Consider the following 25,218-nt stretch of genomic DNA (forward strand, 5'->3'; position numbering starts at 1 on the left):
GCGATTACTCGCATTCGGAATGAGGAATCATGTCTGCAACAACCATCATCGACACTGCCCCCCTCGGGGCGCTCATTCGCTACACCGATGGCAGCCCCAAGCCGCCGGCACGCTTCACGAAGAAGCTGGCGGCCTGGGAACGTTCGAACGGCGTCGGCCGTCTTGTGAAGAAGGAGCCACCCCGACCTTACCCGACCTGGACGGCACCCGCGTCGTTCACGCTGCATGAGGGTAACTTCTCCTCGGAGGGGGTGATCCTCGTGACCATCATGCGTAGCCATTCGGCTGACAGCGCCCTGGTCTTCGAGGTGGCCGAGGAGCCGAAGCCCGGGCAGGTGCGCGTGCTCCTCGACTTCAGCGGCAACACCGAGCTGCTGCATCTGGCGGAATCTGTCACTGCGGCCGAGCTTTGGATCGCCAAGGAAGGATACCGCAATGCGCGACTTGAAATCGTTGGCGATGAAGAGGGCGAAAGGGCAGGGGGCGCGGACCTGGCCGCCTGAGCCCAACTGAAACCGAGGGGCCCGCCAAAGTTCGGGCCTCTCATCCATCACAACCCTGTCCTTTGAGTTCGCGGGGCACCAAAGGATCCATCCCCAAAGAAGAAGTCTTCAACCAAGAGCGTGGCCGGGAGGCTGGCGGCGTTCCAAGCATCAGCGGGACAACCGGCTCCTGATGTTGGGGGACCATCCCCCGCTCGCCATTCCCTTCCTTGGCCCGAATCCCGTCTTCGAGATCAACCCGCGAGGGGTCGGACTACGGGCAAGCCCGTGCCGCCGGATGGATTCGGGCAAGCCGAACGCACCCGGTGATGTCAGCCAGTCTTCGGGCCTGCGGGGTCCTGTCGCGCGGGGGATGGTCCCCCGCCTCCAAGACAGGAGCCAAACAGATGTCCCGCAAAGATGCACACGCCTTCGCAGCCTCCCTCGCCGCCACGCTCATGGTCTCGATCATCGTCTTCCAGGCAGGGGATGGAACCTTCGGCGCCGTCCCCGCCGATGAAATCGACGGCGACGAGGTCGTGATCGTCTCGGAATACGATCCCTTCGGGTGAGGCTTCGGCCTCACTTCCCGAGGGCTTGGCGCAAAAGCGGCTATCGCCGATAGCGGGCCTGCTCTACAGAGCAGTCCTAAGTGCAGAAAAAATATAAGAAAATAGCTCTCCTATAAGAAAGCTTTCCTACGTTTCTGCGATTTTCTTCAAACGATGACGTCGCCGGTGATGCGTCAGACTTCAAGGCCAATGCTCCCGATCTTTCACATGGGCATTTGGAGCATCTGTTGGCAATCTGACGGATGCCTGAAATCCAGAAGTTTCACCGGGACGTGGTGACTGGAGCAAGAGAGAGGTTTCGATCCGTTCTGCGATGGCTGAGACGATAGCGAGGCCAAGCCCGCTACCATCAGTTTTTGCATCTGCCCTCTCGAAGCGCCCTGTCAGGCGTTCGAGTGTTTGGGTTGCTACCGCGGGGCCCTCGTTCGCCACGATCAACTGCCCGTCGCTCGTGAGTGTAACCTCGACTGGGGCATTCTGCGCCCCGTGGCGTAGGGCGTTTTCCATCAGATTCCGGCACAGAATTCCCAATGCGTCGGGGTCGATATCAGACAAGACAGGCGTGTCCGGCAAGTTCAACATAAGGCGCCCGTTCTCTGTGCTGCGCGCAATATCTTCCACCACGACCCGAGTGATGGTTCTGACATCAGCGCTCTGGTCCATCCGAAGTCTACCGCCTTCCGCCCGCGCAAGCTGCAGGAGACGTTCGGACAGCCGAGCGAGACGCTTGAGCGTCGCCTCGATCTCGGCGGCGCGCGCGTCGATGGTCGGATCTTTGGTCTCTGACCGCAGTCGCTGCGCCTGGGCGATAGCGCCCGCCAATGGTGTCCTTAGTTCATGAGCCGCATTGGCTGCAAAACTTCGCTCAGCCTCGAACGCGTCGCGCAGCCGAGCCAAAAGGCTGTTCAAGGTTGCAGCCAGCGGTCCGATTTCTGTCGGCAGGTCGGCCGCGGGTACTTCTGACAGGTCGCGCACGCCGCGCGCTTCAAGCCGCGTACGGAACCGATGGAGAGGGGCGAGGCTAAAGCGCACAGCGAGAATAATCGACGCGAGCGCCAACGGCAGCACAACCAGCAGCGGCAGGCCGAGGCTCATCTGGATTTCCCGAGCAACCGAAGCGCGATGCGTCAACGGTTCGGCCACGGTGATGCTGATCGTCCCCTGGAGCGCCGCGTCGCTGTAGAGGCGATGTGTGGCGTTCTGCCCAAATCCCGGACCGTCGTATGGAGGAAACACGGCAGGGTCCGCCGCATGGGATTGCAGCAAAATGCGTCCCTCGGCATCGCGTACGATGTAGGTGAAGAACTCGTCATGCTCCCGGATCGGCGCGAGGCGCTGCGTCACACCCTGATCTTCTCGCCCGACGATGTCGGTCACGGCCAGCGGCAGGATGCGCTCGGCGGTTTCGCGTAGGGCGCTGTCGAAGACCTCATCCATCTCGCCCCGAACGATCACCGCGGTAACCGTGGCGGCGGCGAGCCAGAGGATCGTCAGCACAAGGCCGAGTGACAAGCCGAGCCGTACCTGAAGGCTGGATGGCCACATCATGGCTTGCCCAGCCGGTAACCCATGCCGCGCTCGGTCTCGATGATGGCGCTCCCCAGTTTCTTGCGCAGGCGGCTCACGTGCACCTCGATGGTGTTGCTCTCGACTTCGGCGTCGAAAGCGTAGAGCTTCTCCTCCAACTGCGCCTTGGACAGGAGCTGCCCGGGACGCGCCAGGAAGGCCTCGAAGAGCGCCCATTCCCGCGCCGTCAGCGGCACATGTCTGCCATCCCGATGGACGCTGCGCGCGGCAAGGTCGATGTCGAGCGGTCCGTGGGTCAGGATCGGGTTGGGGTTGCCGCTGTAGCGCCGCGCGACCGATCCGATCCGTGCCGACAGTTCCGACAGGTCGAAGGGCTTCACAAGATAGTCGTCAGCGCCCGCATTGAGGCCTTCGATCCTATCGGACACCTGGTCGAGCGCCGTCAGGATGATGACCGGCGTCACGTCTCCACGCGTCCTGAGGCCCTTGAGGAACCCGATACCACGTCCGTCTGGCAGCATGAGGTCGAGCAGGAGCAGGTCGTAGGAGGTTGCGCTCATCGCGTCTGCCGCCGCGTCTAGCCGCGTGACCCAGTCTACTGACTGGCCATCAGCTGCGATCTGGTCGCGCACGGCAGCGCCAAGAGTCGTGTCGTCCTCGATCAGCAATATGCGCATGGTCGTACCCGTCCTTTCCTGATGTCCCTCCATGATCCGTCTGGCTGACACGAAGCTGAAGCTTGTGGGTCGAGCCCCTTCAGGCTGCCGTCAGCTTCGCGGCGCATGAATGGCATCAAGAGGCGAGCCACTAGGAGTGTGCCCCATGAAGAAGACATTGACAATTATCGGCTTTCTCGCGGTCTTTCCGGTCGGCGCGGCGCTGGCTGACGACGATTGCTTCGTGCCGATGGCCGACTGGCAGCCGCGCGATGCTGTTGCCATGCTGGCTGAGGAAAATGGTTGGACGGTGCGCCGGATCAAGATCGATGACGGCTGCTACGAGATCGATGGGAGGGATGCCGAGGGGCGTGCGATCGAGGTGACTGTCCACCCGGCCACGCTGGAGATAATCGAGTTCGAATACGAGGACGACGAGGATGATCGCCGCGAGCGGGATCACGAGAGACGCGACGATGACTGATGCAGCGCGTCGCGACGGTAATGTCCCGGTGCCGGGCCTGCCGCCACTCTCCCGGCTTTCCCTAAACTCTCCTCTAGCTCTGACGGGCCCGGTGCTGGTTGCGTTGCCATGCCTGCTGGCGGCACTGATCGGGTTCAACACCTATGCGCCCTATGGCGCGGATGCAGCACTTGGCATTGCCGTCGGGGCCGCGGCAGTTGTCGCGATGGCACAGACCCTGATCCTCGCCGCACGGCCGCCGCTGGTGGAACCATTGTTCGGCGGTCTCGATCGCATGTACCGTTTCCACAAGTGGCTTGGTATTTCCGCAATGGTCCTGATGATCCTGCACCAGCAGATCGAGCCGGATTTCGAGCGTTTGGTGCGTGAAACCTCCCTTGGTGAACTTGGTGAAGAGGCGGGCGAACTTGCCTTCAACGCGCTTCTCGCCCTGGTTGCTGTCAGCTGGTTCCGGAGATTGCCTTTCACCCCACTGGAAATCCCCTATCAGATCTGGCGGTTCAGCCATCGTTTCATGGGGGCCCTTTTTGCAATCGTGGTCTTTCACCAGTTCTTCGTCGACCTGCCGACAGAGGTAGATCCATCGCTCTCGGTGCTTCTGAACACATTCGGCATCGCCGGAGTGATCGCGTGGATATTCACCGAGCTGGTCGCCCCGTTCCTGCGGCGTAGAGAATTCACCGTCACAGAGATCAGCCAGACTAAGGACACCACCACGCTAACCCTCCGCCCCGAGAGGCGGGCCATGCGGTGGCGGCCGGGGCAATTCGCCTTCTTCCGCGCGCCAGAGGCAGGACTGTCCGAGCCGCACCCCTTCACGATCGCCAGCGCCCCGCGCCCTGATGGCACCCTGAAGTTCTCCATCCGGGGGTTGGGTGGCTGGACACGAAGCTTGCCCGCCATCTTGCGGACCGGAACGCGCGTGCAAGTCGAAGGGCCATATGGACGGTTCAATTTCCGCAAGGGCGGTGCGCGCCAGATATGGCTGGCGGGCGGCATCGGTATCACGCCGTTCCTCGCCTGGGCCGAAAGCCTGAGCGAAGCGGATAGCCGCGACATTCACCTCATCCACTGCGTTCGGACACAAGAGGAGGCGATTGGGGTAGAGACGCTGCGCGCTGCGGCTGCCCGCAACCCGAGGTTCAGTTTCGAGGTGGTCGTTACGACGCGCGATGGCAGGCTCACGGCCGAGCGCCTGATTGGCGCGGTCCCTTTCGCGATCCGGCAAGCCGATTTGTGGTTCTGCGGCCCAACCGGTCTGAAGGACGGGATTCTCAAGGGCTTGAAAGCACAAGGCCAAACGCCTCGCCGTGTCCGCTTCGAGCAGTTCGAATTCACCTGAACGCGGGGCAGGGCGCATAGCCATGCCAGCCCTGTAGCCTGCGCTCGCATCTTTTTTTGGCCCCGCCCTCATCGGCGGGGCCATTTTCCTGACGGCAAGCTGAAGCAGGAATCGCTGGGGCGTCAGGATGCCCTCAGGTCGGGGTGCCAGATTGGTCTCATCAAACGAAAGGACCCCTTGCCATGAAAAAGACTCTGACCGCCCTTGCCCTGATCGCACTTTTGCCCGCCGGCGCTGCGCTGGCCGACGACGATGATTGCAATGCGCCCCGTGACCAGTGGCAGCCGCGCGAGGCCGCCATGCAGATGGCCGAACAGAACGGTTGGACGGTGCGCGACTTCGAGATCGACGACGGCTGCTACGAAATCCAAGGCCGAGACCAGGATGGCCGCGAGATCGAGGTGAAGCTCGATCCGGCGACGCTGCAGATCGTCGAGATGGACTACGAGGATGATGACGACGACCGCGGTGGCGCCCGCAATCCCGCGCCCGCTGGAACGGTCGCTCCTCCGCAGAACGGCCTCTTCGGAAACGGCGCCCCTCCGCAGGTTCAGGTGAACTGAACAGCTCCGAAGCACCCTGAACAAGGATCATTCCCATGAAATCACTTCTCGCAACGCTCGCGCTTACGACCGCACTCACGCTTCCCGGCCTCGCTATGGCACGGCCCGTGACGCTCACAACCACCCTTAACAACTATGGCGGCGACGGCGCCTACCTCGCGCTTTACGTTACCGACGCCTCGGGCGCCTATGTCGGCAGTCTCTGGATGGCTGGTGGCAAGTCCAAGTACTACGAGCATCTGAGCGACTGGTACCGTGCCACGGGCGGCGATACCGCGCAGGTAAACGGTATCACCGGCGCCAGCGTCGGCGCGGGCCGCAGTCTCGAGATCACGCTCGATCTGGCCGACGCGCTGTTCGATGCGGGCTACACGCTGCACATCGACGCGGCGGTCGAGGATATGCGCGACAGCCCGAACGAGGTGGCCGTGCCGCTGACGACGGCGGGCGCGGGTACGCCGGTGAGCGGGCGGCGCTACATCGCCAACTTCTCCTACGACATGTGAGGGGCAGGGCAATGATCCGTACACTCCATCGCTGGCCGGGTCTTCTGGCACTCGCGCTCGTCACGATCCTGAGCCTGAGCGGCGCGGCGCTCTCGGTCTTTCCTGCGGCCGAGCGCATCGCCGCGCCGCAGGTGGAGACTGGCCAGACAGTCGCCACCCTCGCGGACCGCATCCAGGCCGTCTATCCGGGCGTCGAGCAGATCCGGCGGTCGCCCTCCGGTCGGATCACCGCCTATTGGTTCGATCAGGGCGCGCCGGGTGCTGCCGTGATCGACCCGGCGACGGGCGCGGGCGTTGCCTCGGCCGACCCGAACCAGGCCCTTCGCTGGCTCACCAACTTTCATCGCTCGCTCTTCCTCGGGGATGGCGGGCGCATCGCCATGGCCGCCGGGGCCGCAGCGATGCTGGTCCTCTCGCTCTCGGGTGCTGTGCTGGTCGCGCGGCGGGCGGGCGGATGGCGGCACTGGTTCGCGCCCTTGCGCGGTCCGCTCGCGGGCAGGCTGCATGTCGAGATCGCCCGGATTGCCGTCATCGGCCTCGTTCTGTCCTCCACCACCGCCCTCTGGATGACGGCCTCGACCTTCGATCTTCTGCCGGACGGTGGCGTCCTGCCGGCCGATCCCGCCGAAGTGAGCGGAGAGATTGGGTTCGCTCTCGATCAGATGGCCACGCTGCTGCAGACGCCCGTCGCCGAGCTGCGCGAGCTGAGCTTTCCCTATCCCGGCGATGCGACGGACGTGTTCACACTGAAGACCGACCGGGGCACCGGCTATCTCGACCAGGGAACCGGCGCGCTCGTGGCATGGGCCGACCTGACCGGGTGGGAGCGCGTCTCCGAAACAATCTACATGCTGCACACGGGGCAGGGGGCCGCGACGCTCGGCCTTGTGCTCGGGATGATGGCGCTCGGAGTGCCGGCGATGGGCGTGACCGGCGTCCTGATCTGGCTTGCCGGGCGGCGCGGGCGGCCGCGCATCCGCGGCAACCAGCCCGCGGGCCGTGCCGAGACGATCCTTCTTGTCGGCAGCGAGGGTGGCAGCACCTGGGGCTTCGCCGCGACCCTGCATGCCTCGCTGACGGCAGCGGGGCAGGGCGTCCATGTTGGCCCGATGTCGGGCTTCGCGCCAGAGCGCTACGCCCGAGCCGAGCGCATCATCGTGCTCGCCGCGACCTATGGCGATGGTGCCGCGCCGGCCTCGGCGAAGGGGTTCCTTGACCGGATGAACGCGTCGGCCCCTGCGCCTGATATCCCGATGGCCCTGCTCGGCTTCGGCGACCGCAGCTTTCCGGCCTATTGCGCCTTCGCCAAGGCCGTTGCGGCAGCGGCGCAGGCGAAGGGCTGGGCCGAACTCATGCCGCTGGACACGATCGACCGCCAATCGCCACAGGATTTCGCGCGCTGGGGCCGCGCGCTTGGCGAGATGCTTGGCATCTCTCTCGAGCTTTCTCACCAGCCCGTTTCGCCGCGCACCGAAACATTGACCCTCGTCTCGCGGCGCAACTACGGGGCCGAAATGCAGGCGGGGGCCGCGATCCTGCGCTTCGACCTACCGCGCGCGACGCCGTGGCAGCGGCTGACCGGCGCGGGCTTCGCACGGTTCCAGGCGGGCGACCTGATCGGCGTCCTGCCGCAGGGCAGCCCGGTGCCGCGCCTCTATTCGCTGGCCTCGGGCCGGCGCGACGGGTTCGTCGAGATCGTGGTGCGCAAGCATCCGGGCGGTCTGGCCTCGGGTCAGCTGACCGCCTTGGAGCCGGGCGATACGGTCACGGCCTTCCTGCGCCGCAATCCCGGCTTTCACGCCGGCCGCAGCCGCGCGCCGCTGATCCTGATCGGGGCGGGCACCGGCATCGGGCCGCTGGCAGGCTTCATCCGTGGCAATGCGCGTCACAGGTCCGTGCACCTTTTCTTCGGCATGCGGCATGCGGACAGCGATTTCTTCTATGGCGAAGAGATGTCCGGCTGGCAGGCTGAGGGGCGGTTGACCCGGCTTGTCACCGCCGTCTCGCGCGGCGCGCGACGCAGTTATGTGCAGGACGCCCTGCGCGCCGACGCGGCGCAGGTGGCCCGACTGATCCGCGACGGGGCGCGTGTGATGGTCTGCGGCGGGCGCGACATGGCCACGGGCGTGAGCGATGCGTTGGCCGAGATCCTCGCACCTGCCGGGCTTACGCCCGCAGTCCTGAAGACGGAGGGGCGGTATGTCGAAGATATCTACTGAGCGCGCGCGCATCGCCCTGAACGGCCCCACCATGGGCACGCGCTGGTCGGCGCTGTTCTTCGCGGATCGGGGCCTCGACACGGATGCAATCCGTGCCGCCCTTCAGGCGGCTGTCGACGAGGTGGACACGCAGATGTCGACGTGGAACGCGGAGAGCGCGCTCATGCGGATCAACGCGGCGCCGGTGGGCGATTGGGTGATGGTGCCGGAGCAACTGCGGTCGGTCCTGCGCCTCGGGCTCGAGATCGGGAGCGCCTCGGGCGGGGCCTTCGATATCGGCATGGGCGATGCGGTGACGGCCTGGGGTTTCGGGCCCGGGGCCGCCGCGCCCGAGGGTATCCGCGCCGCGATGGACGCCCTCCGCCGCCCGGCGCAGGAGGTGCTGGAGATCGAGGGGATGCAGCTGCGCAAGACGGCCCCCATCGAGCTGGACCTCAACGGCATCGCCAAAGGCTACGGCGTCGACCGGCTCGCCGAGACCCTGCGCGACCACGGGATCGCCGATGCCCTCGTCGGGATCGATGGCGAGATGCGTGCAATCGGTCTCAGGCCGGATGGCGAAGCTTGGACGATCGCGGTCGAGGCGCCCTACCCGGACCGCCGCGCGCCGCATTCGGTTCTGGCGCTGCAGGACGCCGCCGTCGCGACCTCCGGTGACTACCGCCACTGCGTCGAGGTTCAGGGGCGCCGCCTGTCGCATACTATGGATCCGAGACGTGGCGCGCCGCTGATCGCGTCGCCCGCCTCCGTCACCGTGGTGGCCCGCACCTGTGCCGAGGCCGACGCCTGGGCGACGGCGCTGATGGTGCTCGGTGCGGAGAGGGGTGCGGACCTCGCAAGACAACGTGGACTCGACGCCCTGTTTCTTCTGCGCGATGATGAAGGGAATGCAATGGGCGTGGGAGTCGGGCGTCTTTTTTCCGAAGAACCAGCGGCAATCGCCTCAGCCGGGGGAAGTTGAGCCGCATGGAACAGGCCCGTACCGATCGCTTCAAGACCGCACTCCTGCTGATGGCCGCAACCGGGCTGATCGTGGGACTCGCATTCTACCTTGCGGGCCAACCAGAGATTGCGAGCCTGATCTGGATTGCAGGAGTTGTTCCCGCGCTCTCAGCGCTTGTGGTCGAAATCGTCCGGAGCATTGGGCGCGGCGAGGTGGGCCTCGATATCGTTGCCGCACTGTCGATGTCGGCGGCGCTTGTCTTCGGCGAGACCTTGGCTGCGGCTGTCGTCGCAGTCATGTATTCTGGAGGCACCTTCCTCGAAGCCTTCGCTGAGGGCCGTGCACGTCGTTCGATGAAGGATCTTCTATCTCGCGTACCCCGGACCGCGACGCGGCACCGGAACGGCGGTCTTGAGGATGTGCCTCTCGAGGAGATCGCACCGGGCGATCGCCTGCTGATCCGGCAGGGCGAAGTCGTTCCCGTGGACGGTACGGTGACGTCCGCCACCGCCTTCCTCGACACCGCGGCGCTGACCGGCGAGTCCCTCCCAGTCCGGCTGGCGCGCGGGGCCGACGCCATGAGCGGATCGACCAACGCGGGCGAGGCCTTCGATCTGACGGCGACGCGCGAGGCCAAGGACAGCACCTATGCCGGGATCGTTCGTCTGGTGGAGGAAGCGCAGGCGTCCAAAGCGCCGATGTCCCGGCTGGCCGACCGCTGGTCGCTGGGCTTTCTGGTCGTCACCGTCAGTATCGCCTTCGCGGCCTGGTGGTTCACAGGCGATCCGATCCGCGCGGTCGCCGTGCTGGTGGTCGCCACGCCCTGTCCGCTGATCCTTGCCGTGCCGGTCGCACTGGTCGCGGGTCTGTCGCGCGCGGCGCATTTTGGCGTGCTGATCAAGGGCGCAGGGCCGCTCGAGACAATGGCGCGCATCCGCACGCTGATCCTCGACAAAACGGGGACGCTGACGGATGGCCGTCCGCAGATCATCTCGATCGACAGCCACGATGGCATGACCGAGGACGACATCCTCCGCCTTGCCGCCGCGCTCGATCAGGCATCGAAACACCCCGTGGCGCAGGCCATCGTCGCCTCCGCAAAGGCGCGGGGCTTCACACTGCCCGTTCCGACAGAAGTGGCTGAGATCCCGGGCGAAGGGGTCTTGGGTCGTGTGGAGTACCGCGAGGTGATCGTCGGCGGCGACGGCTTCGTGGCGTCCCGTGTCGGGCGGATGGTGGGCGATCACCCCGCCAAGGGCGCCGGATCGGTCCTTGTCGCAGTGGCAGTTGACGGTCACATGGCCGGGCACCTCGTCATGTCCGACCCGCTGCGCGAGGGAGCGGGTGCCATGCTGGACGGTCTGCGCCGTCAAGGGATCGCGCGCATCCTTCTGGCCACTGGCGACCGCGCGGACGTGGCCGAGCGCGTGACCGAGGGGCTGGGCCTCGACGGGCTACGGGCCGGTTTGACGCCGGACCAAAAGGTGTTGCTGGTGCTCTCCGAGCGTAAACACGGGCCGGTGATGATGGTGGGTGACGGCGTAAACGATGCGCCCGCCCTGGCCGCGGCCGATGTAGGCGTGGCGATGGGGGCACGGGGCGCCGCGGCCTCGGCCGAGGCCGCCGACGTGGTGCTGCTCGTCGACCGGATAGACCGGCTTGGGCCCGGCATCGAGATCGCGCGCGCCTCGCGCCGGATCGCAGTCGAAAGCGTTGTCGCCGGGATCGGCCTGTCTGTCATGGGCATGATCGCGGCCGCTTTCGGCTACCTCACGCCGGTCCAGGGCGCGCTCCTGCAAGAAGTGATCGACGTTGCCGTGATCCTGAACGCTCTGCGCGCGCTGCGCATCGCGCCGCAGGAGCCAGCTACGGGCAAACGACAGGCCATCACGTCAGAGCAAGCTGACATCGTTCAAGGAGCCACGCCATGAGCCGTCTATCACATTCTGAAATCCATATGGTGCATCGCATCGGCTGGCTGCGGGCCGCCGTTCTCGGCGCCAACGACGGTCTTGTCTCGACCGCGAGCCTCGTCGTCGGCGTCGCCGCAGCGGGGTCGGGCAAGCCTGAGGTCATGATCGCCGGGTTGGCCGGGCTTGTAGCTGGCGCGATGTCCATGGCTGCAGGAGAGTACGTGTCAGTCAGTTCCCAGACCGACGCCGAACAGGCCGACCTCGCTCGTGAGACCCGCGAACTCGAGGAAACGCCCGAGGCCGAACTGGAGGAACTGACCCTGATCTATGTCGATCGAGGTCTTGATCGGGATCTGGCCGAGAAGGTTGCCGTGCAACTGACTGAACGCGACGCGCTCGGATCGCATGCGCGCGACGAGCTCGGCATTTCGGAAACCGTGACGGCTCGCCCTATCCAGGCGGCTCTGGTGTCCGCACTGACCTTCGCAGTTGGGGCCGTGCTACCCCTGATCGTCGTGCTGCTGGTCTCGGAGGCGCAGATCGCTCCCCTGGTGGCGGGATCGACGATCCTCGGCCTTGCGGTTCTTGGCGGATTGGGCGCTTCTGCCGGCGGCGCAGGCGTCGTCCGTGGGGCCGCGCGGGTCACGCTATGGGGAGCGCTTGCAATGGCGGCGACAGCCGGGGTCGGTGCGCTGTTCGGGGTCGCCGTAGGCTAGGATTCAATGGGGTGTACCCGAACCCCGCTCTGGCTGCTTGTTGCGGCAATGCTCGTCAACATCGTGCTGATCATCGAGGTGCCACAGATCGAGTCGCAGCGCGTGGGGTCAGAAACCCATGTCCGCAAATGGGTCATGCTGGACGAGATCAACACCGATATTCTGGAGCGGTCCTATGTCTGGGAGGACCGCACGCCCATCGGCACGTTCAGTTCCGTCTTCACATCCAAGATCCAGTCCAGCCTGATCGCGCTTGCCGGGTCGGGCGGGGCATCCGTTGTCGATCGGCTGAAGTAATCTCGATCACCGCAGGGTCAGCCCAGCTTCATTTGTTCCCGTCGATCCACTTCGACATCAGCCCCTTGTCGCGGAAACATTCATCCGGCACGGCACGGCGCTTGATGCGTGCGAGGCGCTCGGCGAAGGCGACCTGCTTTGATGTCGGGCGGCTGTCCTGCGTGCCCGGCTTCAGCTTGGCCTGTGCGTCGATCCAGGCGCTCAAGGAGCGCCGATCTTGCTGAACCTCCCACGGCAGAAGCGTCTGGTTGCGCAGGGCCAGTGCGCGCGCATAGGCGATCTGCTTGGGCGTCGCGGGCAGGGCGTAAGTGGTGCTTTCCATCGGGGATCTCCCTTCTTAGCGTGGCTTTTGAAATAGAACATAACAGGAACAAAATCAAGCCACCTGCGGAAATCATGGGGTTTGAGAGGAAGAGGAGGGCCGGGGGAGGTCAGGCCTGAGGATGCCCGAAAGAGGGCGTCCGGGCCTGATCCTGTTCCTCATTGGTGTCTGATGCCGGAAAGTGGAGGATCCTACGTTCTCATGAGCTTTGCATTTAACGCTCCCCGGCATCAGATCCCTAAAGAGTGAAAGTGTCCTTCGGGTTTTGTGACTGACGGATGAGGGCCTTTGGGGTCCCTCAGATGGGTCCGGGCCGGATTCCGGTCTGTCTTTCCTGATGAAGGGCATTCCGATGCAAACAGGTGTTTTGCGCGTGTTGCGCGCGACCGCTGCCTGGTGGTGGCGACACAAGGAACTACGCCGAACCGGCCAGACGGGGCAGGCACAACGGCTCGAGCGCGAGACTGTCCTGCGTGACCTCGGCTATCTGAAGCAGGCGGCGTTATTGCCAAACGCGCATGTGACCTGCGGAGAGGGTGGAACATTCATCCATCTCGGTTGGACCACCGTGTCGACCTTCGCGCCCATCGAGCGCTTTCCCTTGGCCGCTCTTGCGGTCGCACGTGGCACGCCGTTCATCGATATCCGACCCGTCACCGATGTCATCGCCTTCGCGAACCTGCCGCGGGTGGCGCGGGACGGATCGGTCGACCCTGACTCTTCGGGTCCCGGCAAGTCCGTGTCGCTGACCACCTACATCGACATGGTCGAAGCCCTCGGTGCCAGGATCGCCAACGATCCGCGCCCCTGTCGGTCAACCTAGTCACCACTCCCTCTCACCAAAACTCGAAAAGGAGGCCAGCCATGGCCCGATCCCGTACGCCCAAATTCGATGCCTCAGAGGTCATCACAAACGAAATCATCCGCATCATCGAGCGCGGCGTCCTGCCGTGGCGCAAGCCATGGACCGCAGGTGGCAGCTGTCGCCCCCTGCGCGTGGGCGGGGAACCCTACCAGGGAGTGAACAACTTCCTGCTGACGATGCGGACCGTGATGGCGGGCCACAGCTCTCCCTTCTGGATGACGCTGCCGCAGGCCAATGCGTTGGACGCAAAGGTCCGCAAGGGCGAAAAGTCCTCTGTCGTCGTTTATTACGGTCAAAGCCGGAGAGACGCCGGCGATGAGCATGATCACAGCGACGGGGATGATCACTCCGAGGAAGCCCGTATCTTCCGCTTCCAGAAATCCTACCGTGTGTTCAATGCCTGCCAGATCGAGGGCTTGCCCGACAGCTTCTACCCTGACCCGGAGCCCGTGCCCGAGCATCCGCAGTCCGAGCCCATCCCGCACATGCAGGCGTTTTTCGATGCCATCGACATCACAACCGTCTTCACGGGCCCGGAGGCGTACTATTTGCCCCCCGTGGACAAGGTTTACATGCCATCCATCACGCGGTTCCAGGACCCGCGCAATTTCTACGGGGTCTGGGCCCATGAGCTGGCCCATGCCACGAAAGCTCCCCATCGACTGAACCGCGATTTCGGGTTCTCGAAGTTTGGCAACACGTCCTATGCGCGCGAGGAGATCGTCGCGGAATTGACCTCAGTGTTCCTGGGTCAGACGCTCGGCTTCACGGCGCATACGCTCGAGATGAATGCCGCCTACCTGCACAACTGGTTGCGGGTCCTTCGGTCGGACAAGGGCGCGATCTTCCGGCACGCCGCGGACGCGCAGCGCGCCTGTGATTATCTGATCGCACAATCTGAGGCGGGTAGGGCAGGGCGCAGTGCCGAGGCCGCCTGACCACACGGAGAACGGAGACTCGCATGTCACGCAAGGAACCCAAGACGCTGCGGGTGGCCTGCTTCGAAGACGGCCGCCGCAAGATCATCACCTTCAAACGCGGTGCCTATTGGTGGAGCCAGTCCGAGGGCGCTTATCCGTTCTCGGCAGCGCTCGAGAGCATCAAAGAACAAGGCGGCTGGATCGAAACTATCCCCAACCCGAATTACAGACCCAAGGGGCTGTTCGGGTAGGGCGCCTTCGGCCTCGATTCATCCGCCAAGCGGAAAAGAAAAAGCGGGCTTTGAGAAGGGTGTTTCAACTTCTCAAAGGAGATCCCCATGTCCATGACCGTTCAACCCCAGCCAGACCGTCCCGATCCGACCGTGATCGCGGCGCAGAACGACGCGTTTCGCAAGCTCGCGTGCCTTGGAGTGCCGCCCGCGCAGCCCATTCAGGGCCGGATGCATGTCACCCGCGCGCTTATGGAGGCCGGTGACGGCTTCATGGCCGAGGCGGTGAAGGCCACCGGCACGTTCGACACATTCGAGCCTGAGAATGATCCCGAGGGATGGCACGATTTCGGGGCGGTCGAGATCCGGGGGGAGACCGTGTTCTGGAAAATCGATCTCTATGAAGCAGACTCGGATTTCCGCTACGGGGCCGAGACCCCGGACAATCCTGCCACAACCATGCGCGTGCTGACCATCATGCTGGCGCGCGACTGGTAGGGCAGGAGGCCTTCCCAAAATGTCGATCCGAAAACTCAAGGCCCACTGACCCCTCAAAGGGAAAGTGGGCCTTTTGTCGTGGTGATCCCTGAAACCGGGGATTGGTCACGCGCGCGCGGGCCGCATCTCACCCACCTGGAAGGATATCCCATGACCACAAGCTTTGCTCCTCTTACCGTCGCTATCGGCGATCTGGTCCCGCATCCCGCCAATGTGCGCAGCAACTCGCCGGAAACCTATGATCCCGAGAACATCGCGCATCTGAAGGCCAGCATCGCTGTGCTGGGCCTGCTCCAGCCGCTCCTCGTCCAGAAGCTCGACGGCAAATACGCCGTGCTTGCCGGTGGCCGGCGACATGCCGCGCTGAAGGAGCTGGTCGCGGACAAGGCCGCCAAGGGCTTCACCGCCAAGACCAAGATCGACTGCCGCCTCGTGCCAGAGGATTGCGACGTGACGACGGCGCTGTCGCTCGCCGAGAACATCACCCAGGCACCAATGAATGCAATCGACGAGTTCGAGGCCTTCGCCCGGATGATGGAGGTCGACGGCCAGACGCCCGAGACCATCGGAAAGACCTTCGGCACCACCGTCGTCGCCGTCAAAGGCCGGTTGCGCTATGGCCTGATCCACCCCGACATCCGCGCCGCGGCCCGAGGCAAGGCGATCACGCTCGACACCATGAAGGCCTTCGCCGAGCACCCGAGCCAGGAGGCGCAGCGCGAAGTCTATGAGGCGCTCACGAAAGACGGCGGCTATCTGCAGGCCTATACCGTACGTCAGGCGCTCAAATCCCGCGGTGTGCAGGTCAGCGATGATATCGGGGCCTTTGTGCGCGAAGACTACGAGGCGCGTGGCGGTGCTGTCGCGGCTGACCTTCTGGAAGAGCATTCCGTGCTCGAGGATGCGGCGCTGGTCGAAACCATCCTGCTCGAGAAGCTCGGTGCCGCCGCCGAAGAGGCTCGCATAAAGCTGGGCTTTGCCTGGGCCGATGCGATGGTCCGCTATGATTACGCGACCATGGCCGACTACGGCCGCGTCTATCCCTGCCCGATCGAACCGGATGAGGCGGCCCAGAAGCGCGTCGATGAGATCACCGCTGAACTCGAGAAACTGCAGCTCGAGATGGAGGATGAGGGGCTCGAGGAGGACGCCTACAACGCGCTTTACGACCGCGTGGACGCCTTGGAAGAGGAAGCCCGCGACCTGCAGGAGGCCTACAGCACCGAGGACCTCGCCCGCGCTGGTGTGATTGCGTCGTGGTCGGCTGGTAAGGTCACGCTCCAAGTGGGCCTTGTCCGCCCGGAAGACACCGTCAAAGAGGAGGGCGCGCGCGGCTCCTTGGCCAACCCGACGGGGGAGGAGGCCCCGGGCGCCGGCGAAATCACTTATCCAGCCTCGCTGGCAGAGGACCTCAAGACCGAGCGAGCCATGGCGCTTGGGGCCGCGATGGCGCTGCATCCGGAAGCCACGCTCGATCTGACGCTCTTCAAGCTGGTCAGTGACGTTCTGGCCAGCGGCATGAGTGTCACGCAGGCGATCAAGATCGACGCCCGCAAGGAATACCGCAGCCATGCCAAGATGGACGAGATCGACGAGACCTCGCTCGAGCAGGTGGCGGCGGCGCATGATGCGCTCGATCTGTCCTGGCTCGATGACACCCGCGCGCCCGTCGATCAGTTCGCGGCGTTTCGTGCGCTCGATGCAGGAGAGAAGACCAAGCTCGTGGCCTATGCCACGGCTAGCACCACGCAGTCCTGCTTCGCGCGGGATCCTCGGCGCGACAGCCTGATGCATGACTTTGAGATTGAGATCATGCCCGACATCCGCGCCCACTGGACGCCGAACGCGGCGCTCTTCAACCGCTTCAAAAAGGCCTGGCTCCTGAAGATCCTCGGCGAGGATCTGGGTCTCGCTCAAGAAGCGGTGACGCTGGCCTCGTCGAGCAAGAAAGAGATCGTCGCCTTCTGCGACAAGCTCTTCGCCGAACCCTTCGCCACACTCACGGACGCGCAGCGCGCTGCCGTGGCCGCCTGGTGCCCGCCGATGATGCAGACCGCCGGTGTCGCCTTTGATGACGCGGAGCCCACTGCGGAAACCTCGGAGCCTGACAGCGAGGTCGCGCAAGCGGCCTGAGTCCTCACGCGACCCGCGCGAGGCATTCCCCGCGTGGGTCGACCCTCCCACACCCAACCGAAAGACATCCCCATGGCTATTCTCAAGTTCTCTGCCTCCGCTGTGGCGGCGCAAATCGCGCACGCGCGCGCCTGCAAAACCTTCTTGCCCAACTGGAACGGGCCCGTGGACAGGCCCGCCCTGATCCTCATCGTCGGCAATGGCGTGCATCTGCGCTCAAACGGCATCGATGGCACGACCACCCGCATCGTCACGACCGAGCAGGCCGATCCCTCCTTCGCCTTTGCCGACGGCATGAACCCGTTTCGGGATACCGACTGGATGGCGCAGCGCCGCATGGCGTTTCGCGATCTGACCGGCCAGTTCTACACCGACATCCTCGACGATGTGCAGGTGCTCATCGACCGGGGGCGGGGTGCGATCCGGCTCGCCACCGATGGCCACAGTATCCGCGTCTTCGTGCGTCGGGCCTCGGATTATCTCATCGGCGGGACCTACGAAGTGCCCTCGGGCCTCGGCGGCACTTTCCGGGTCATCCTCAAGGATGCCTGCGACACCTTCGCGATCGTGCAGAACTGCGGCAATTGCGAGGATTTCGACGCCATGCAGCCCTACCGCGTGCCGCTCGATGCGCTGATGGAACTCGATGACCGGAGGGCGGCCTGATGGGATGGCTCTTCTACACCGACGGCCGCGTCCAGACCTACGCGGATGAGAAAGCGGAAATCGCCCAGCTCTGCACCTCTCATGGCGACACGCGCAAAACTGAACTGGTCAAGGCCTGCAAGGTCGGCTCCACCTGGTATGCGGCGGCAAGGGTCACCAATCTCGACGGCACCCCTGTCGAAGACACGACCTATGTGACCGATGCGGATGGCTCCATCACTTTCGGGGCTGTCTTCCTCACCCGATACGATGACGGCTGCTGGGGCTACAAGGACATGGAGGAAAGCGCTGGCCCGAACGAGTCTCTTGCTCCCCTTGGGCTGATCGCGCTCCTCTCCGACCTGAAAGACCCGGACAGCTACGCCCAGGACTGGCGCCAGCGCTGCCGGGACTGGGCTTCGATCCCGGACTACGAGGAAGGCGACAAGATCAGGCTCGCAGCACCCGTGACGCTCACCGATGGCAGCACCTGCCAGATCGTCACCGCGACGCACTACAGGCGGGGTCGGCAGAAACGCCGCTGCTACCGCATCGAGGAAACCGGTGGGCTCGTACGCCTGTCGAAGGCCTCGCTTGCGGGCTCGGAGCTGCTCAGCTCCGCAAAGGGCGAGGCCAGTCCGGTGCTGGCGGAGTATCTCGCGGGGCGAAATTAGGTCCTGCGCCGGACGGTTCATCGGCCTGCCCGGCGACAGCAGATCCTGCGGCTTATCTTGACAAGGCAATGCAAATGCATTACCTATCGCAGGCAGCAAAGACCCTTTTCTTCAGGAGACTGCCATGACAGCCCTCGCACAAGATGTCTCGAAACTCACGGATCGGTATCAGACGACCGTGCCGGCGGGTGTGCGCAAGCAGCTCAAGCTGAGCAAGGGCGACCAGATTCGCTACTGCACCGAGCCGAGTGGCAGGGTCTATATCGAGCCCGTGCGCAGCGACGAGGAAGATCCCGTGCTCGGAGCTTTTCTCGATTTTGTCGAGGCCGATATCAAGGCGCATCCGGACCGTATTCGGGCGTTCGATGGGGCTTTGCATGACCGTCTTGCAGCACTGGTCGGAGACGTTGACGTCGATCTCGATGCGCCGCTATCGCTCGAGGATGAATGAGCGGCGATAGCGTGCCCGCCCAAGCGCCCCTTGTCGTAAATGGATGGTCTATTTATGCGCATCCGCTCTTTCTGGAGCAGCTCGAAGGGCTGACACTGGAGGTCGATGCGCGTAAGGCACGCGATCCCAAGACCTGGCGCAAGAAAAATTCCACGAAACGGCTGGCCGCCATCTTCAAGCTGGTCACCGAGGCCATACCGGCAGATCCGGGTGCCGCCGCCTTCCGGCAAGGCGGCACACTCGGCGATCACCGCAAGCACTGGTTCCGGGCGAAATTCTTCCAGCAGTATCGGCTGTTCTATCGGTTCAACAGCGATGCGAAGATCATCGTGGTGGCCTGGGTGAACGACGACAAGACCCTGCGCGCCTATGGCAGCAAGACGGATGCTTATGCGACGTTCAAAGGGATGCTGGAAGATGGCAACCCACCTGACAATTTTGACGCGCTCTTGAAAGAAGCAGCGGCGGCGGACAAGCGGTTCGAGAAGTCCCTTGAAGCGGCGTCCGATCGGTAAGTGGGCCAGCTTGCTGTGACCCTATGGCATTATCGTTTACGACGCCACGCTGGAAGATGTAGCATAGGCTGATAATACGGTCGGAGAAAGCACAATGGACGAAACGGAAAAGGATGGGCAGCACCTCGGTCTAGAGGAGCAATGCGCGCCTGACCTGACGGGGCACCGTTTCCCAATTGCTGTGCGCGTTGCAGACATGCCCGATGACCTCGGCAAGCTGCTGGATATGGGTCTCGAGGAGCATTTCCGTGGCCGCTGATACGAATTCGTATGACGCGTGGTTTCGCATGAAGGTAAAGGCCGCGCTGGAGGATGCACGCTCGGGAACATCTCAGGTTCAGGTGATGCAGGCCGCACAGGCATTGATTGATGCGAAGCGGCAGGTCGAACCCAAGTCCTGACCAAGCCTTGGAGGTCAGCGCGGTCTGACCCCGTCACCCTGAAAAGCGAAAGCGGGCTTTTTGTCCTTTGGAAATCAGACCCTGATCCAAAGGAAAATTCCCATGACCAAGCCCAATCCGGCTCTCTCAGTCTCTCACGCTAACCTCACGTCTGCCCTCGCGCAAATCGGCGCGGAGATCGACCACCAACCCCTGCGCAGATCAGCGCTCGCGCGCATCATGCGCGAGACGTTTCATGGCAGCGATGCCGGCGGTGCCTGGGATTGGCGCATCGCATATGACCTGATGCAGGCCGCGGCTGTTCAGGTGCTGCTGCGCGGGGACGGCGCGGTAGGTGACATCGCCACCGCAAAGCAGATTGCCTCACGGCTGCTGACGGAAACGCGCCGGTCAGAGCAGCAGATCCGGCTGCAGCAGTTTTCCACGCCGCCGCCATTTGCGGCGCTGGTCTTGCGGGCGGCGGCGATCCGCAAGGGCGAGACCGTGCTGGAGCCCTCGGCTGGAACCGGTGCCCTAGCTGCTTTCGCCGCCCGGGCCGGTGCCACGCTTTTGCTCAATGAAATCGACCCCTTTCGCCAGCGCCTCCTGCGGGCCCTCTTCGGCGACGAGGTGACGGGCCACGACGGTGAGCATATCGATGATCTGCTGCAGACGCCGGTTCTGCCCGACGTGGTGGTGATGAACCCGCCTTTCGCCTCCTCGGTCGATCGCTCCCGAGACAAGCACATCGCCGCCAAACATCTTATCGCGGCTGCCAAGCGTCTCGCGCCCGGTGGGCGGCTGGTGGCGATCATGCCGCCGGGATTCACGCCCGAACGCGATGCCGCGCATTGGTCCCGCGCCTGCGGTCTCCTCAGGCCGCGCTTGGCGCTGACGATGCCGGGGCAAGTCTACCGCAAGCTCGGCACCTCGGTGGAAACCCAGCTGATGGTCTTCGACAAGGTGCAGGAGGGCGGCGAGATGATCCGAGCCAATGTCCGGGATCTGGATGAAGCCTTGGCATATGTCGACGCCGTGGCCGCAACCCGGCCCGAGATGCGCCCCGCCCAACGGGCTGAGGCGATCCCTCATGCTCGGCCGACCGTTCCATCATCTGCCCCGCGCAAGACCGCCGCTTCGCCTGTCGCCGCCTCCAAACCCCGGGCCAATGCCGTTGTCCCGCTAACTTTCACGAGCCTCTCCAACCCGCGCGAAAACACGCCCGTCTCCGACATCTATGCCCGCTATCGTCCGCAGCGGATCGAGATCGCGGGTGCCCAGGAACATCCCACGCCTCTGGTCGAGAGCATTGCCATGGCCTCGGTCGCGCCGCCTTTGCCACAGGCAGAGGCCGCCGACGGCCTGCGTCTGCCCGGCCGCCTGATCGAGGAGGGTCACCTCTCTGAGGCGCAGCTCGAGACCATCATCATGGCGCATGATGCCCATGAGCGGGACCTGCCGGGCCGGTTCACCATCGATGACGACAAGACCAAGCTTACGCGCGCCGATGGTGACCCGGATGCGCACGCCTATCGGCTCGGCTATTTCCTCGGCGACGGCACCGGTTGTGGCAAGGGGCGGGAATGCGCAGGGCTCATCCTGGTGAACTGGCTTGCGGGACGCCGCAAGGCGATCTGGGTCTCCAAATCCGCCACCCTCATCGAGGACGCGATCCGCGACTGGAGCGATCTCGGCGGCTCGCCCGCCGATATCCAGTCGCTCTCCAAATGGAAACCCGACCAGCAGATCCCCATGGGCGATGGCATCCTTTTTGTCACCTACGCCACGCTGCGTTCCGCGGGCAAATGCGGCACCACGCGTCTCAACCAGATCCTCGACTGGATGGGCGCGGGGTTCGACGGCGTGCTGGCTTTTGATGAGGCCCATGCCATGCAGAACGCCGCCGGATCGTCAGAGGGCAGGGGGGTCAAACCGTCCCAACAGGGTCTCGCCGGGCTGCGGCTGCAGCTCGCAGCACCGCGTGCCCGGGTCTTCTATGTCTCCGCCACCGGTGCCACCAGCGTTCACAATCTCGCCTATGCCTCCCGCCTCGGCCTCTGGGGCCAGGGGCCCGAATATCCGTTCCCGAGCCGCGAGAGCTTCGTTGCTGCGATGGAGGCCGGCGGGGTGGCGGCGATGGAGGTGGTGGCGCGCGATCTGAAGACGCTTGGGCATTACACGGCGCGGGCACTCAGCTTCGACGGTGTCGAATATGACGTGCTGGAACATGCGCTGACACCGGCGCAGATCGAGATTTACGACGCCTATGCGGGTGCGTTCCGCACGATCCACCACAATCTCGAGGCGGCGCTGACCGCGACGGGCGTCAATGATGCCTCCGGTCAGACCAACGCCTCCGCCGCCAAGGCCTCGGCCAAGTCCCGTTTCGAGAGCACCAAGCAGCGCTTCTTTAACCATCTCCTGATGGGCATGAAGGCTCCAAGCATCATCCACGCCATCAAGGACGATCTGGCGGCGGGCAAGGCTTGCGTCATCCAGGTTGTCTCGACAGGTGAGAGCCTTCTCAAACGCCGACTTGAGGCGATGGACCCGGAGGATGAACTCGTCGAGGGCGCGCTAACGCCGCGCGATTACGTACTGGGCTACCTCGAACAGGCTTTCCCGATCCATGCCCAAAAGCTCGTGGAGATCGACGGCAACATGGTGGCGGAAGCTTTGCGGGATGAGACCGGCGCGCTCGTCGTTTCGCGCGAGGCGCTGGCCTTGCGCGACGCGGCAATGATGGAGCTGATGACGCTGGCGCCAATCCCCGCGGCGCTCGACCAGATCCTCTGGGTCTTTGGCGACGAGGCGGTGGCCGAAGTGACGGGCCGATCGATCCGTCCGCTGAAATCGCGGGATGGCGCGCTCTTCACTGAGAAACGCAGCGCCAGCAGCAATTTCTCGGAAACCCGGGCCTTCATGGACGGGGAGAAGGACATCCTGATCTTCTCCGATGCCGGCGGGACGGGCCGATCCTATCATGCCGCCCGCACGGCGAAGAACCAGAAGCGGCGGCGGCATTACCTGTTGGAGCCAGGCTGGCGGGCGGATGCCGCGATCCAGGGGCTTGGCCGCACGCATCGCTCGGCGCAGGTTTGCGCGCCGTTTTTCCGTGTCTGTACCTCGGATGTGCACGGCGAGAAGCGCTTCACCTCGACGATCGCCAAGCGCCTCGACCAGCTGGGGGCCCTGACCAAGGGCCAGCGCGAGACCGGCTCGCAGGGCATGTTCCGCGAGGAGGACAATCTCGAAAGCCCGATCGCGCGGGCGGCGCTGCGTGGGTATTTCGCCGATCTTGCCACCGGGCGCGCTGAGGCGATGAGCTACGAGAGCTTCACCGACTGGACAGCCCTGCGGCTGATCGACAAGGACGGGGTGCTCCTTGAGGAACTTCCCCCGATCCAGCGGTTTCTGAACCGGGTACTGGCCCTTCCCATCCACATGCAGAACGCGCTCTTTGCCGAGTTCATGCGCCGGATTGCCGATCAGACTGAACGGGCGCGCGCGGCGGGCACGCTCGATCTCGGCGTGGAAACCCTGCGTGGCGAAAAGACCGAGCAGGTCTCCACAGAGGATCTCTGGACCTGCCCGAAATCTGGCGCCGTGACGCGGATCATTGGGCTGGAGGTGACCGACCCGGTCCACGTGCTGTCGGCGGATGACGCCCTGTCGCGCAACCCCGACAAGCTGCCGATGGTCAATCGCGCCTCCGGTCGCGCGGCGCTCATCTCGGCGCGGCCCATGCAGATGTATGACGAGGACATTGTCACGCTGATGCGCAAGGCGGTGCGGCCAAACGGGTCGAGCTATCTCGAAGAGGCACGGTTCGAGTCCTCGGCCTGGGAAGAGATCGGCAAGCCTGAGTTCGTACGGCTTTGGGATGAAGAGGCTGCGTCCCTGCCGAAAACCACCACGACCAAGCTCTACCTGCTGACGGGGCTGCTGTTGCCGATCTGGAAGGACATCCCGACCACCAATGAGCGTATCTACCGCGTCACGCCGGACGGGGCGACCGCCATGATCGGGCGCACGCTGAGTGAGGAAGGGGCGGCCGCGCTGCGCGCCCGCTTCCTCGTCTCCAATCCGCAAACACCGCAGGAGATGCTGAGCGCCGCCCTCGGCACCACCGCACCTGTCGATCTGGGCCGGGGTCTCACCCTGACCCGCCGCCGCGTCGCAGGCGAGATGCGTCTCGAGCTGGGCGGTGCGGATCGGGGCATGATCGACGGCCTCAAGGCCCTCGGCTGCTTCACGGAGATCATCGCCTTCCAGTTGCGGGTGTTCCTGCCGCATGGGAATGGGATCGACACGAGGGGAATTCTGGCCCGGATCGTTGGGCAGGGAACCACCAAAGCGGCAGAACAAGCCGCCTGAAAAGTCAAAGAGGGCTTTGGGCCGGGCGTCGCGGATCTGGGTTTCACCGGTCTGCGCTTTCCGGCCGCGCGCTGACCAATGCCACGCCCGGCCCCCCAATTACAGACAAGAGGACAGACCCATGACCAATCCCCAGATCGATTATGCCGCAATGGCGGCTCAGTGGCGGGCGGAGCGCGAAACCACCCTGAAGGCGACCCGAGCGGAGCTGCTCGCGCAACTACGTGCGCTTGGCATCAGCGAGGTCACTGCCGAATACGAAGGCTATGGCGACTCCGGCAATGTCGAGGATGTGACGGTGCAGCCTGCAGAGGTCCAGCTGCCGGAGGCGCTTGCCGCAGAGGTTGGCGACTTCGCCTGGTCGCTGGCCTATCACCATCACCCGGGGTTCGAAAACAATGAGGGCGGCTATGGCACGCTGACTTGGGACATTGCAGCAGACAGCATCACGCTCGATCACGCGGACCGCTATGTCGAATGCTCGCACAGCTATGACGAGGGTCTTTGAGATGGCCCAACCGCTTCATCATGCCGAAAGCTCCGCCCGGAAATTCGGCGGGGTGCCGTCTGACTATCAGTCCATACATGACTGGTTCGACGCCTCGAAAGAGCACCTCGCGCTCTTTACGCACCGAGCCATGCGTCACCATGCCCAAGGCCTATTTGAGGCCGAACGTGTCTTCGGCGTGTCCCTGACCAATAGCGCAGGTCGGGACATTCCCGTGCGCTGGATCGGCGAGCAGCATATCCGTGAAGACTGCCAGGGCCGCATTCCGAGCATGGCGGACTGGCTGCGACGGATCCAGCCCGAGCCATGGATGGCCAATGGTCATATCGACCGCCATGTCGGCGATGAGCCCTGCGGCGACCCAGGGGTCGCTTGGGCCTCCGAGGTCGCCGCCGGACGAACCGTTCTTGGCCTGAAAGATTGGATGGCGGCGCGCGCGATGCAAGCCACGCAAAGCGCCTGACAGGTCTCGGTCGTTTG

The 25,218-nt window shown here is 64.3% G+C and carries 28 protein-coding genes; 25 read left to right on the plus strand and 3 right to left on the minus strand.

Features of this window, described 5'->3' with window-relative positions:
* Positions 1–29: 29 nt before the first annotated feature.
* Together FGD77_RS02835 and FGD77_RS02840 are read left to right on the plus strand one after the other, a co-directional pair.
* Complete coding sequence (locus FGD77_RS02835; protein ID WP_076695116.1) at positions 30–503, plus strand: hypothetical protein; 474 nt, start codon at positions 30–32, stop codon at positions 501–503.
* Between the two features lie 386 nt (positions 504–889).
* Complete coding sequence (locus FGD77_RS02840) at positions 890–1,054, plus strand: hypothetical protein (RefSeq protein WP_165616582.1); 165 nt, start codon at positions 890–892, stop codon at positions 1,052–1,054.
* Positions 1,055–1,234: 180 nt separating this feature from the next.
* Here FGD77_RS02840 and FGD77_RS02845 read toward each other — a convergent pair whose 3' ends face one another.
* Both FGD77_RS02845 and FGD77_RS02850 read right to left on the minus strand, forming a co-directional pair.
* Positions 1,235–2,602, minus strand: a complete 1,368-nt coding sequence (locus tag FGD77_RS02845; RefSeq protein ID WP_255006174.1) for an ATP-binding protein — start codon at positions 2,600–2,602, stop codon at positions 1,235–1,237.
* Complete coding sequence (locus tag FGD77_RS02850; RefSeq protein ID WP_009503873.1) at positions 2,599–3,258, minus strand: response regulator transcription factor; 660 nt, start codon at positions 3,256–3,258, stop codon at positions 2,599–2,601. The genes FGD77_RS02845 and FGD77_RS02850 overlap by 4 nt, the downstream gene beginning before the upstream one ends.
* 145 nt (positions 3,259–3,403) lie before the next feature.
* On the opposite strand from FGD77_RS02850, the gene FGD77_RS02855 reads away from it, so the two are divergent.
* From FGD77_RS02855 to FGD77_RS02895, 9 genes are all read left to right on the plus strand, one after another.
* Positions 3,404–3,721, plus strand: a complete 318-nt coding sequence (locus tag FGD77_RS02855; RefSeq protein ID WP_009503874.1) for a PepSY domain-containing protein — start codon at positions 3,404–3,406, stop codon at positions 3,719–3,721.
* Positions 3,678–5,063: a ferric reductase-like transmembrane domain-containing protein gene (locus FGD77_RS02860; RefSeq protein ID WP_255006185.1), complete on the plus strand. Its 1,386-nt coding sequence runs from the start codon at positions 3,678–3,680 to the stop codon at positions 5,061–5,063. Before FGD77_RS02855 ends, FGD77_RS02860 begins: the two co-directional genes overlap by 44 nt.
* 182 nt (positions 5,064–5,245) lie before the next feature.
* Positions 5,246–5,626, plus strand: coding sequence for a PepSY domain-containing protein (locus FGD77_RS02865; RefSeq protein WP_069301737.1), 381 nt, complete (start codon positions 5,246–5,248; stop codon positions 5,624–5,626).
* Between the two features lie 35 nt (positions 5,627–5,661).
* Positions 5,662–6,132 carry a DUF2271 domain-containing protein gene (locus FGD77_RS02870; RefSeq protein WP_028288620.1) on the plus strand — a complete coding sequence of 157 codons (471 nt, stop codon included), beginning with the start codon at positions 5,662–5,664 and terminating at the stop codon, positions 6,130–6,132.
* An 11-nt stretch (positions 6,133–6,143) separates the two neighbouring features.
* Positions 6,144–8,351, plus strand: a complete 2,208-nt coding sequence (locus FGD77_RS02875; protein WP_255006192.1) for a PepSY domain-containing protein — start codon at positions 6,144–6,146, stop codon at positions 8,349–8,351.
* On the plus strand, positions 8,332–9,312 hold the full coding sequence (locus FGD77_RS02880; RefSeq protein WP_255006195.1) for an FAD:protein FMN transferase: 981 nt from the start codon (positions 8,332–8,334) through the stop codon (positions 9,310–9,312). The genes FGD77_RS02875 and FGD77_RS02880 overlap by 20 nt, the downstream gene beginning before the upstream one ends.
* Before the next feature lie 5 nt (positions 9,313–9,317).
* Complete coding sequence (locus tag FGD77_RS02885) at positions 9,318–11,225, plus strand: heavy metal translocating P-type ATPase (protein WP_255006198.1); 1,908 nt, start codon at positions 9,318–9,320, stop codon at positions 11,223–11,225.
* Positions 11,222–11,923, plus strand: a complete 702-nt coding sequence (locus tag FGD77_RS02890) for a VIT family protein (RefSeq protein WP_255006201.1) — start codon at positions 11,222–11,224, stop codon at positions 11,921–11,923. Before FGD77_RS02885 ends, FGD77_RS02890 begins: the two co-directional genes overlap by 4 nt.
* Positions 11,924–11,929: 6 nt before the next feature.
* Positions 11,930–12,220: a hypothetical protein gene (locus FGD77_RS02895; protein ID WP_233491890.1), complete on the plus strand. Its 291-nt coding sequence runs from the start codon at positions 11,930–11,932 to the stop codon at positions 12,218–12,220.
* Between the two features lie 28 nt (positions 12,221–12,248).
* On the opposite strand, the gene FGD77_RS02900 is transcribed toward FGD77_RS02895, so the two are convergent.
* Complete coding sequence (locus tag FGD77_RS02900) at positions 12,249–12,542, minus strand: hypothetical protein (RefSeq protein ID WP_238373070.1); 294 nt, start codon at positions 12,540–12,542, stop codon at positions 12,249–12,251.
* Between the two features lie 352 nt (positions 12,543–12,894).
* Here FGD77_RS02900 and FGD77_RS02905 point away from each other — a divergent pair, with 352 nt between their 5' ends.
* From FGD77_RS02905 to FGD77_RS02970, 14 genes are all read left to right on the plus strand, one after another.
* On the plus strand, positions 12,895–13,365 hold the full coding sequence (locus FGD77_RS02905) for a hypothetical protein (RefSeq protein WP_255006208.1): 471 nt from the start codon (positions 12,895–12,897) through the stop codon (positions 13,363–13,365).
* A gap of 41 nt (positions 13,366–13,406) precedes the next feature.
* Positions 13,407–14,345, plus strand: a complete 939-nt coding sequence (locus tag FGD77_RS02910; protein ID WP_255006210.1) for an ArdC family protein — start codon at positions 13,407–13,409, stop codon at positions 14,343–14,345.
* A gap of 23 nt (positions 14,346–14,368) precedes the next feature.
* A complete protein-coding gene (locus FGD77_RS02915) occupies positions 14,369–14,578 on the plus strand; it encodes a DUF6330 family protein (RefSeq protein ID WP_163852016.1) in 210 nt (69 codons plus the stop codon).
* Positions 14,579–14,665: 87 nt separating this feature from the next.
* Positions 14,666–15,055 carry a DUF3768 domain-containing protein gene (locus tag FGD77_RS02920; RefSeq protein WP_255006213.1) on the plus strand — a complete coding sequence of 130 codons (390 nt, stop codon included), beginning with the start codon at positions 14,666–14,668 and terminating at the stop codon, positions 15,053–15,055.
* A 150-nt stretch (positions 15,056–15,205) separates the two neighbouring features.
* A complete protein-coding gene (locus FGD77_RS02925; protein ID WP_255006214.1) occupies positions 15,206–17,188 on the plus strand; it encodes a ParB/RepB/Spo0J family partition protein in 1,983 nt (660 codons plus the stop codon).
* A gap of 72 nt (positions 17,189–17,260) precedes the next feature.
* The gene (locus FGD77_RS02930; protein ID WP_092765105.1) at positions 17,261–17,854 is read left to right on the plus strand and encodes a regulator; all 594 of its coding nucleotides are present in this window, start codon (positions 17,261–17,263) and stop codon (positions 17,852–17,854) included.
* Positions 17,854–18,507, plus strand: coding sequence for a hypothetical protein (locus tag FGD77_RS02935; protein ID WP_255006216.1), 654 nt, complete (start codon positions 17,854–17,856; stop codon positions 18,505–18,507). Before FGD77_RS02930 ends, FGD77_RS02935 begins: the two co-directional genes overlap by 1 nt.
* 124 nt (positions 18,508–18,631) lie before the next feature.
* Positions 18,632–18,958: a type II toxin-antitoxin system PrlF family antitoxin gene (locus FGD77_RS02940; protein WP_255006219.1), complete on the plus strand. Its 327-nt coding sequence runs from the start codon at positions 18,632–18,634 to the stop codon at positions 18,956–18,958.
* On the plus strand, positions 18,955–19,473 hold the full coding sequence (locus FGD77_RS02945; protein WP_255006221.1) for a type II toxin-antitoxin system YhaV family toxin: 519 nt from the start codon (positions 18,955–18,957) through the stop codon (positions 19,471–19,473). The genes FGD77_RS02940 and FGD77_RS02945 overlap by 4 nt, the downstream gene beginning before the upstream one ends.
* Before the next feature lie 94 nt (positions 19,474–19,567).
* Positions 19,568–19,732, plus strand: a complete 165-nt coding sequence (locus FGD77_RS02950) for a hypothetical protein (RefSeq protein ID WP_255006224.1) — start codon at positions 19,568–19,570, stop codon at positions 19,730–19,732.
* On the plus strand, positions 19,722–19,874 hold the full coding sequence (locus tag FGD77_RS02955; protein WP_255006226.1) for a StaA: 153 nt from the start codon (positions 19,722–19,724) through the stop codon (positions 19,872–19,874). Before FGD77_RS02950 ends, FGD77_RS02955 begins: the two co-directional genes overlap by 11 nt.
* A gap of 102 nt (positions 19,875–19,976) precedes the next feature.
* Positions 19,977–24,230, plus strand: coding sequence for a strawberry notch-like NTP hydrolase domain-containing protein (locus FGD77_RS02960; protein WP_255006228.1), 4,254 nt, complete (start codon positions 19,977–19,979; stop codon positions 24,228–24,230).
* A gap of 121 nt (positions 24,231–24,351) precedes the next feature.
* Complete coding sequence (locus FGD77_RS02965; protein ID WP_255006230.1) at positions 24,352–24,738, plus strand: DUF6878 family protein; 387 nt, start codon at positions 24,352–24,354, stop codon at positions 24,736–24,738.
* A gap of 1 nt (position 24,739) precedes the next feature.
* Positions 24,740–25,201, plus strand: coding sequence for a hypothetical protein (locus tag FGD77_RS02970; RefSeq protein ID WP_255006232.1), 462 nt, complete (start codon positions 24,740–24,742; stop codon positions 25,199–25,201).
* The last annotated feature ends 17 nt before the right edge of the window (positions 25,202–25,218 follow it).

Origin of the sequence: Roseovarius sp. M141 (assembly GCF_024355225.1) — a bacterium.
Taxonomy (GTDB): Bacteria; Pseudomonadota; Alphaproteobacteria; order Rhodobacterales; family Rhodobacteraceae; genus Roseovarius.

Bases quoted from the DNA above. Each gene is read 5' to 3' on its own strand.
- FGD77_RS02915 (WP_163852016.1), top strand. From the start codon at position 14,369: ATGTCACGCAAGGAACCCAAGACGCTGCGGGTGGCCTGCTTCGAAGAC.
- FGD77_RS02925 (WP_255006214.1), top strand. From the start codon at position 15,206: ATGACCACAAGCTTTGCTCCTCTTACCGTCGCTATCGGCGATCTGGTC.
- FGD77_RS02920 (WP_255006213.1), top strand. From the start codon at position 14,666: ATGTCCATGACCGTTCAACCCCAGCCAGACCGTCCCGATCCGACCGTG.
- FGD77_RS02965 (WP_255006230.1), top strand. From the start codon at position 24,352: ATGACCAATCCCCAGATCGATTATGCCGCAATGGCGGCTCAGTGGCGG.
- FGD77_RS02930 (WP_092765105.1), top strand. From the start codon at position 17,261: ATGGCTATTCTCAAGTTCTCTGCCTCCGCTGTGGCGGCGCAAATCGCG.
- FGD77_RS02840 (WP_165616582.1), top strand. From the start codon at position 890: ATGTCCCGCAAAGATGCACACGCCTTCGCAGCCTCCCTCGCCGCCACG.
- FGD77_RS02835 (WP_076695116.1), top strand. From the start codon at position 30: ATGTCTGCAACAACCATCATCGACACTGCCCCCCTCGGGGCGCTCATT.
- FGD77_RS02935 (WP_255006216.1), top strand. From the start codon at position 17,854: ATGGGATGGCTCTTCTACACCGACGGCCGCGTCCAGACCTACGCGGAT.
- FGD77_RS02875 (WP_255006192.1), top strand. From the start codon at position 6,144: ATGATCCGTACACTCCATCGCTGGCCGGGTCTTCTGGCACTCGCGCTC.
- FGD77_RS02885 (WP_255006198.1), top strand. From the start codon at position 9,318: ATGGAACAGGCCCGTACCGATCGCTTCAAGACCGCACTCCTGCTGATG.
- FGD77_RS02890 (WP_255006201.1), top strand. From the start codon at position 11,222: ATGAGCCGTCTATCACATTCTGAAATCCATATGGTGCATCGCATCGGC.
- FGD77_RS02865 (WP_069301737.1), top strand. From the start codon at position 5,246: ATGAAAAAGACTCTGACCGCCCTTGCCCTGATCGCACTTTTGCCCGCC.
- FGD77_RS02845 (WP_255006174.1), bottom strand. From the start codon at position 2,602: ATGATGTGGCCATCCAGCCTTCAGGTACGGCTCGGCTTGTCACTCGGC.
- FGD77_RS02870 (WP_028288620.1), top strand. From the start codon at position 5,662: ATGAAATCACTTCTCGCAACGCTCGCGCTTACGACCGCACTCACGCTT.
- FGD77_RS02905 (WP_255006208.1), top strand. From the start codon at position 12,895: ATGCAAACAGGTGTTTTGCGCGTGTTGCGCGCGACCGCTGCCTGGTGG.
- FGD77_RS02945 (WP_255006221.1), top strand. From the start codon at position 18,955: ATGAGCGGCGATAGCGTGCCCGCCCAAGCGCCCCTTGTCGTAAATGGA.
- FGD77_RS02940 (WP_255006219.1), top strand. From the start codon at position 18,632: ATGACAGCCCTCGCACAAGATGTCTCGAAACTCACGGATCGGTATCAG.
- FGD77_RS02960 (WP_255006228.1), top strand. From the start codon at position 19,977: ATGACCAAGCCCAATCCGGCTCTCTCAGTCTCTCACGCTAACCTCACG.
- FGD77_RS02850 (WP_009503873.1), bottom strand. From the start codon at position 3,258: ATGCGCATATTGCTGATCGAGGACGACACGACTCTTGGCGCTGCCGTG.
- FGD77_RS02855 (WP_009503874.1), top strand. From the start codon at position 3,404: ATGAAGAAGACATTGACAATTATCGGCTTTCTCGCGGTCTTTCCGGTC.
- FGD77_RS02860 (WP_255006185.1), top strand. From the start codon at position 3,678: ATGATCGCCGCGAGCGGGATCACGAGAGACGCGACGATGACTGATGCA.
- FGD77_RS02950 (WP_255006224.1), top strand. From the start codon at position 19,568: ATGGACGAAACGGAAAAGGATGGGCAGCACCTCGGTCTAGAGGAGCAA.
- FGD77_RS02910 (WP_255006210.1), top strand. From the start codon at position 13,407: ATGGCCCGATCCCGTACGCCCAAATTCGATGCCTCAGAGGTCATCACA.
- FGD77_RS02895 (WP_233491890.1), top strand. From the start codon at position 11,930: ATGGGGTGTACCCGAACCCCGCTCTGGCTGCTTGTTGCGGCAATGCTC.
- FGD77_RS02880 (WP_255006195.1), top strand. From the start codon at position 8,332: ATGTCGAAGATATCTACTGAGCGCGCGCGCATCGCCCTGAACGGCCCC.
- FGD77_RS02900 (WP_238373070.1), bottom strand. From the start codon at position 12,542: ATGGAAAGCACCACTTACGCCCTGCCCGCGACGCCCAAGCAGATCGCC.
- FGD77_RS02970 (WP_255006232.1), top strand. From the start codon at position 24,740: ATGGCCCAACCGCTTCATCATGCCGAAAGCTCCGCCCGGAAATTCGGC.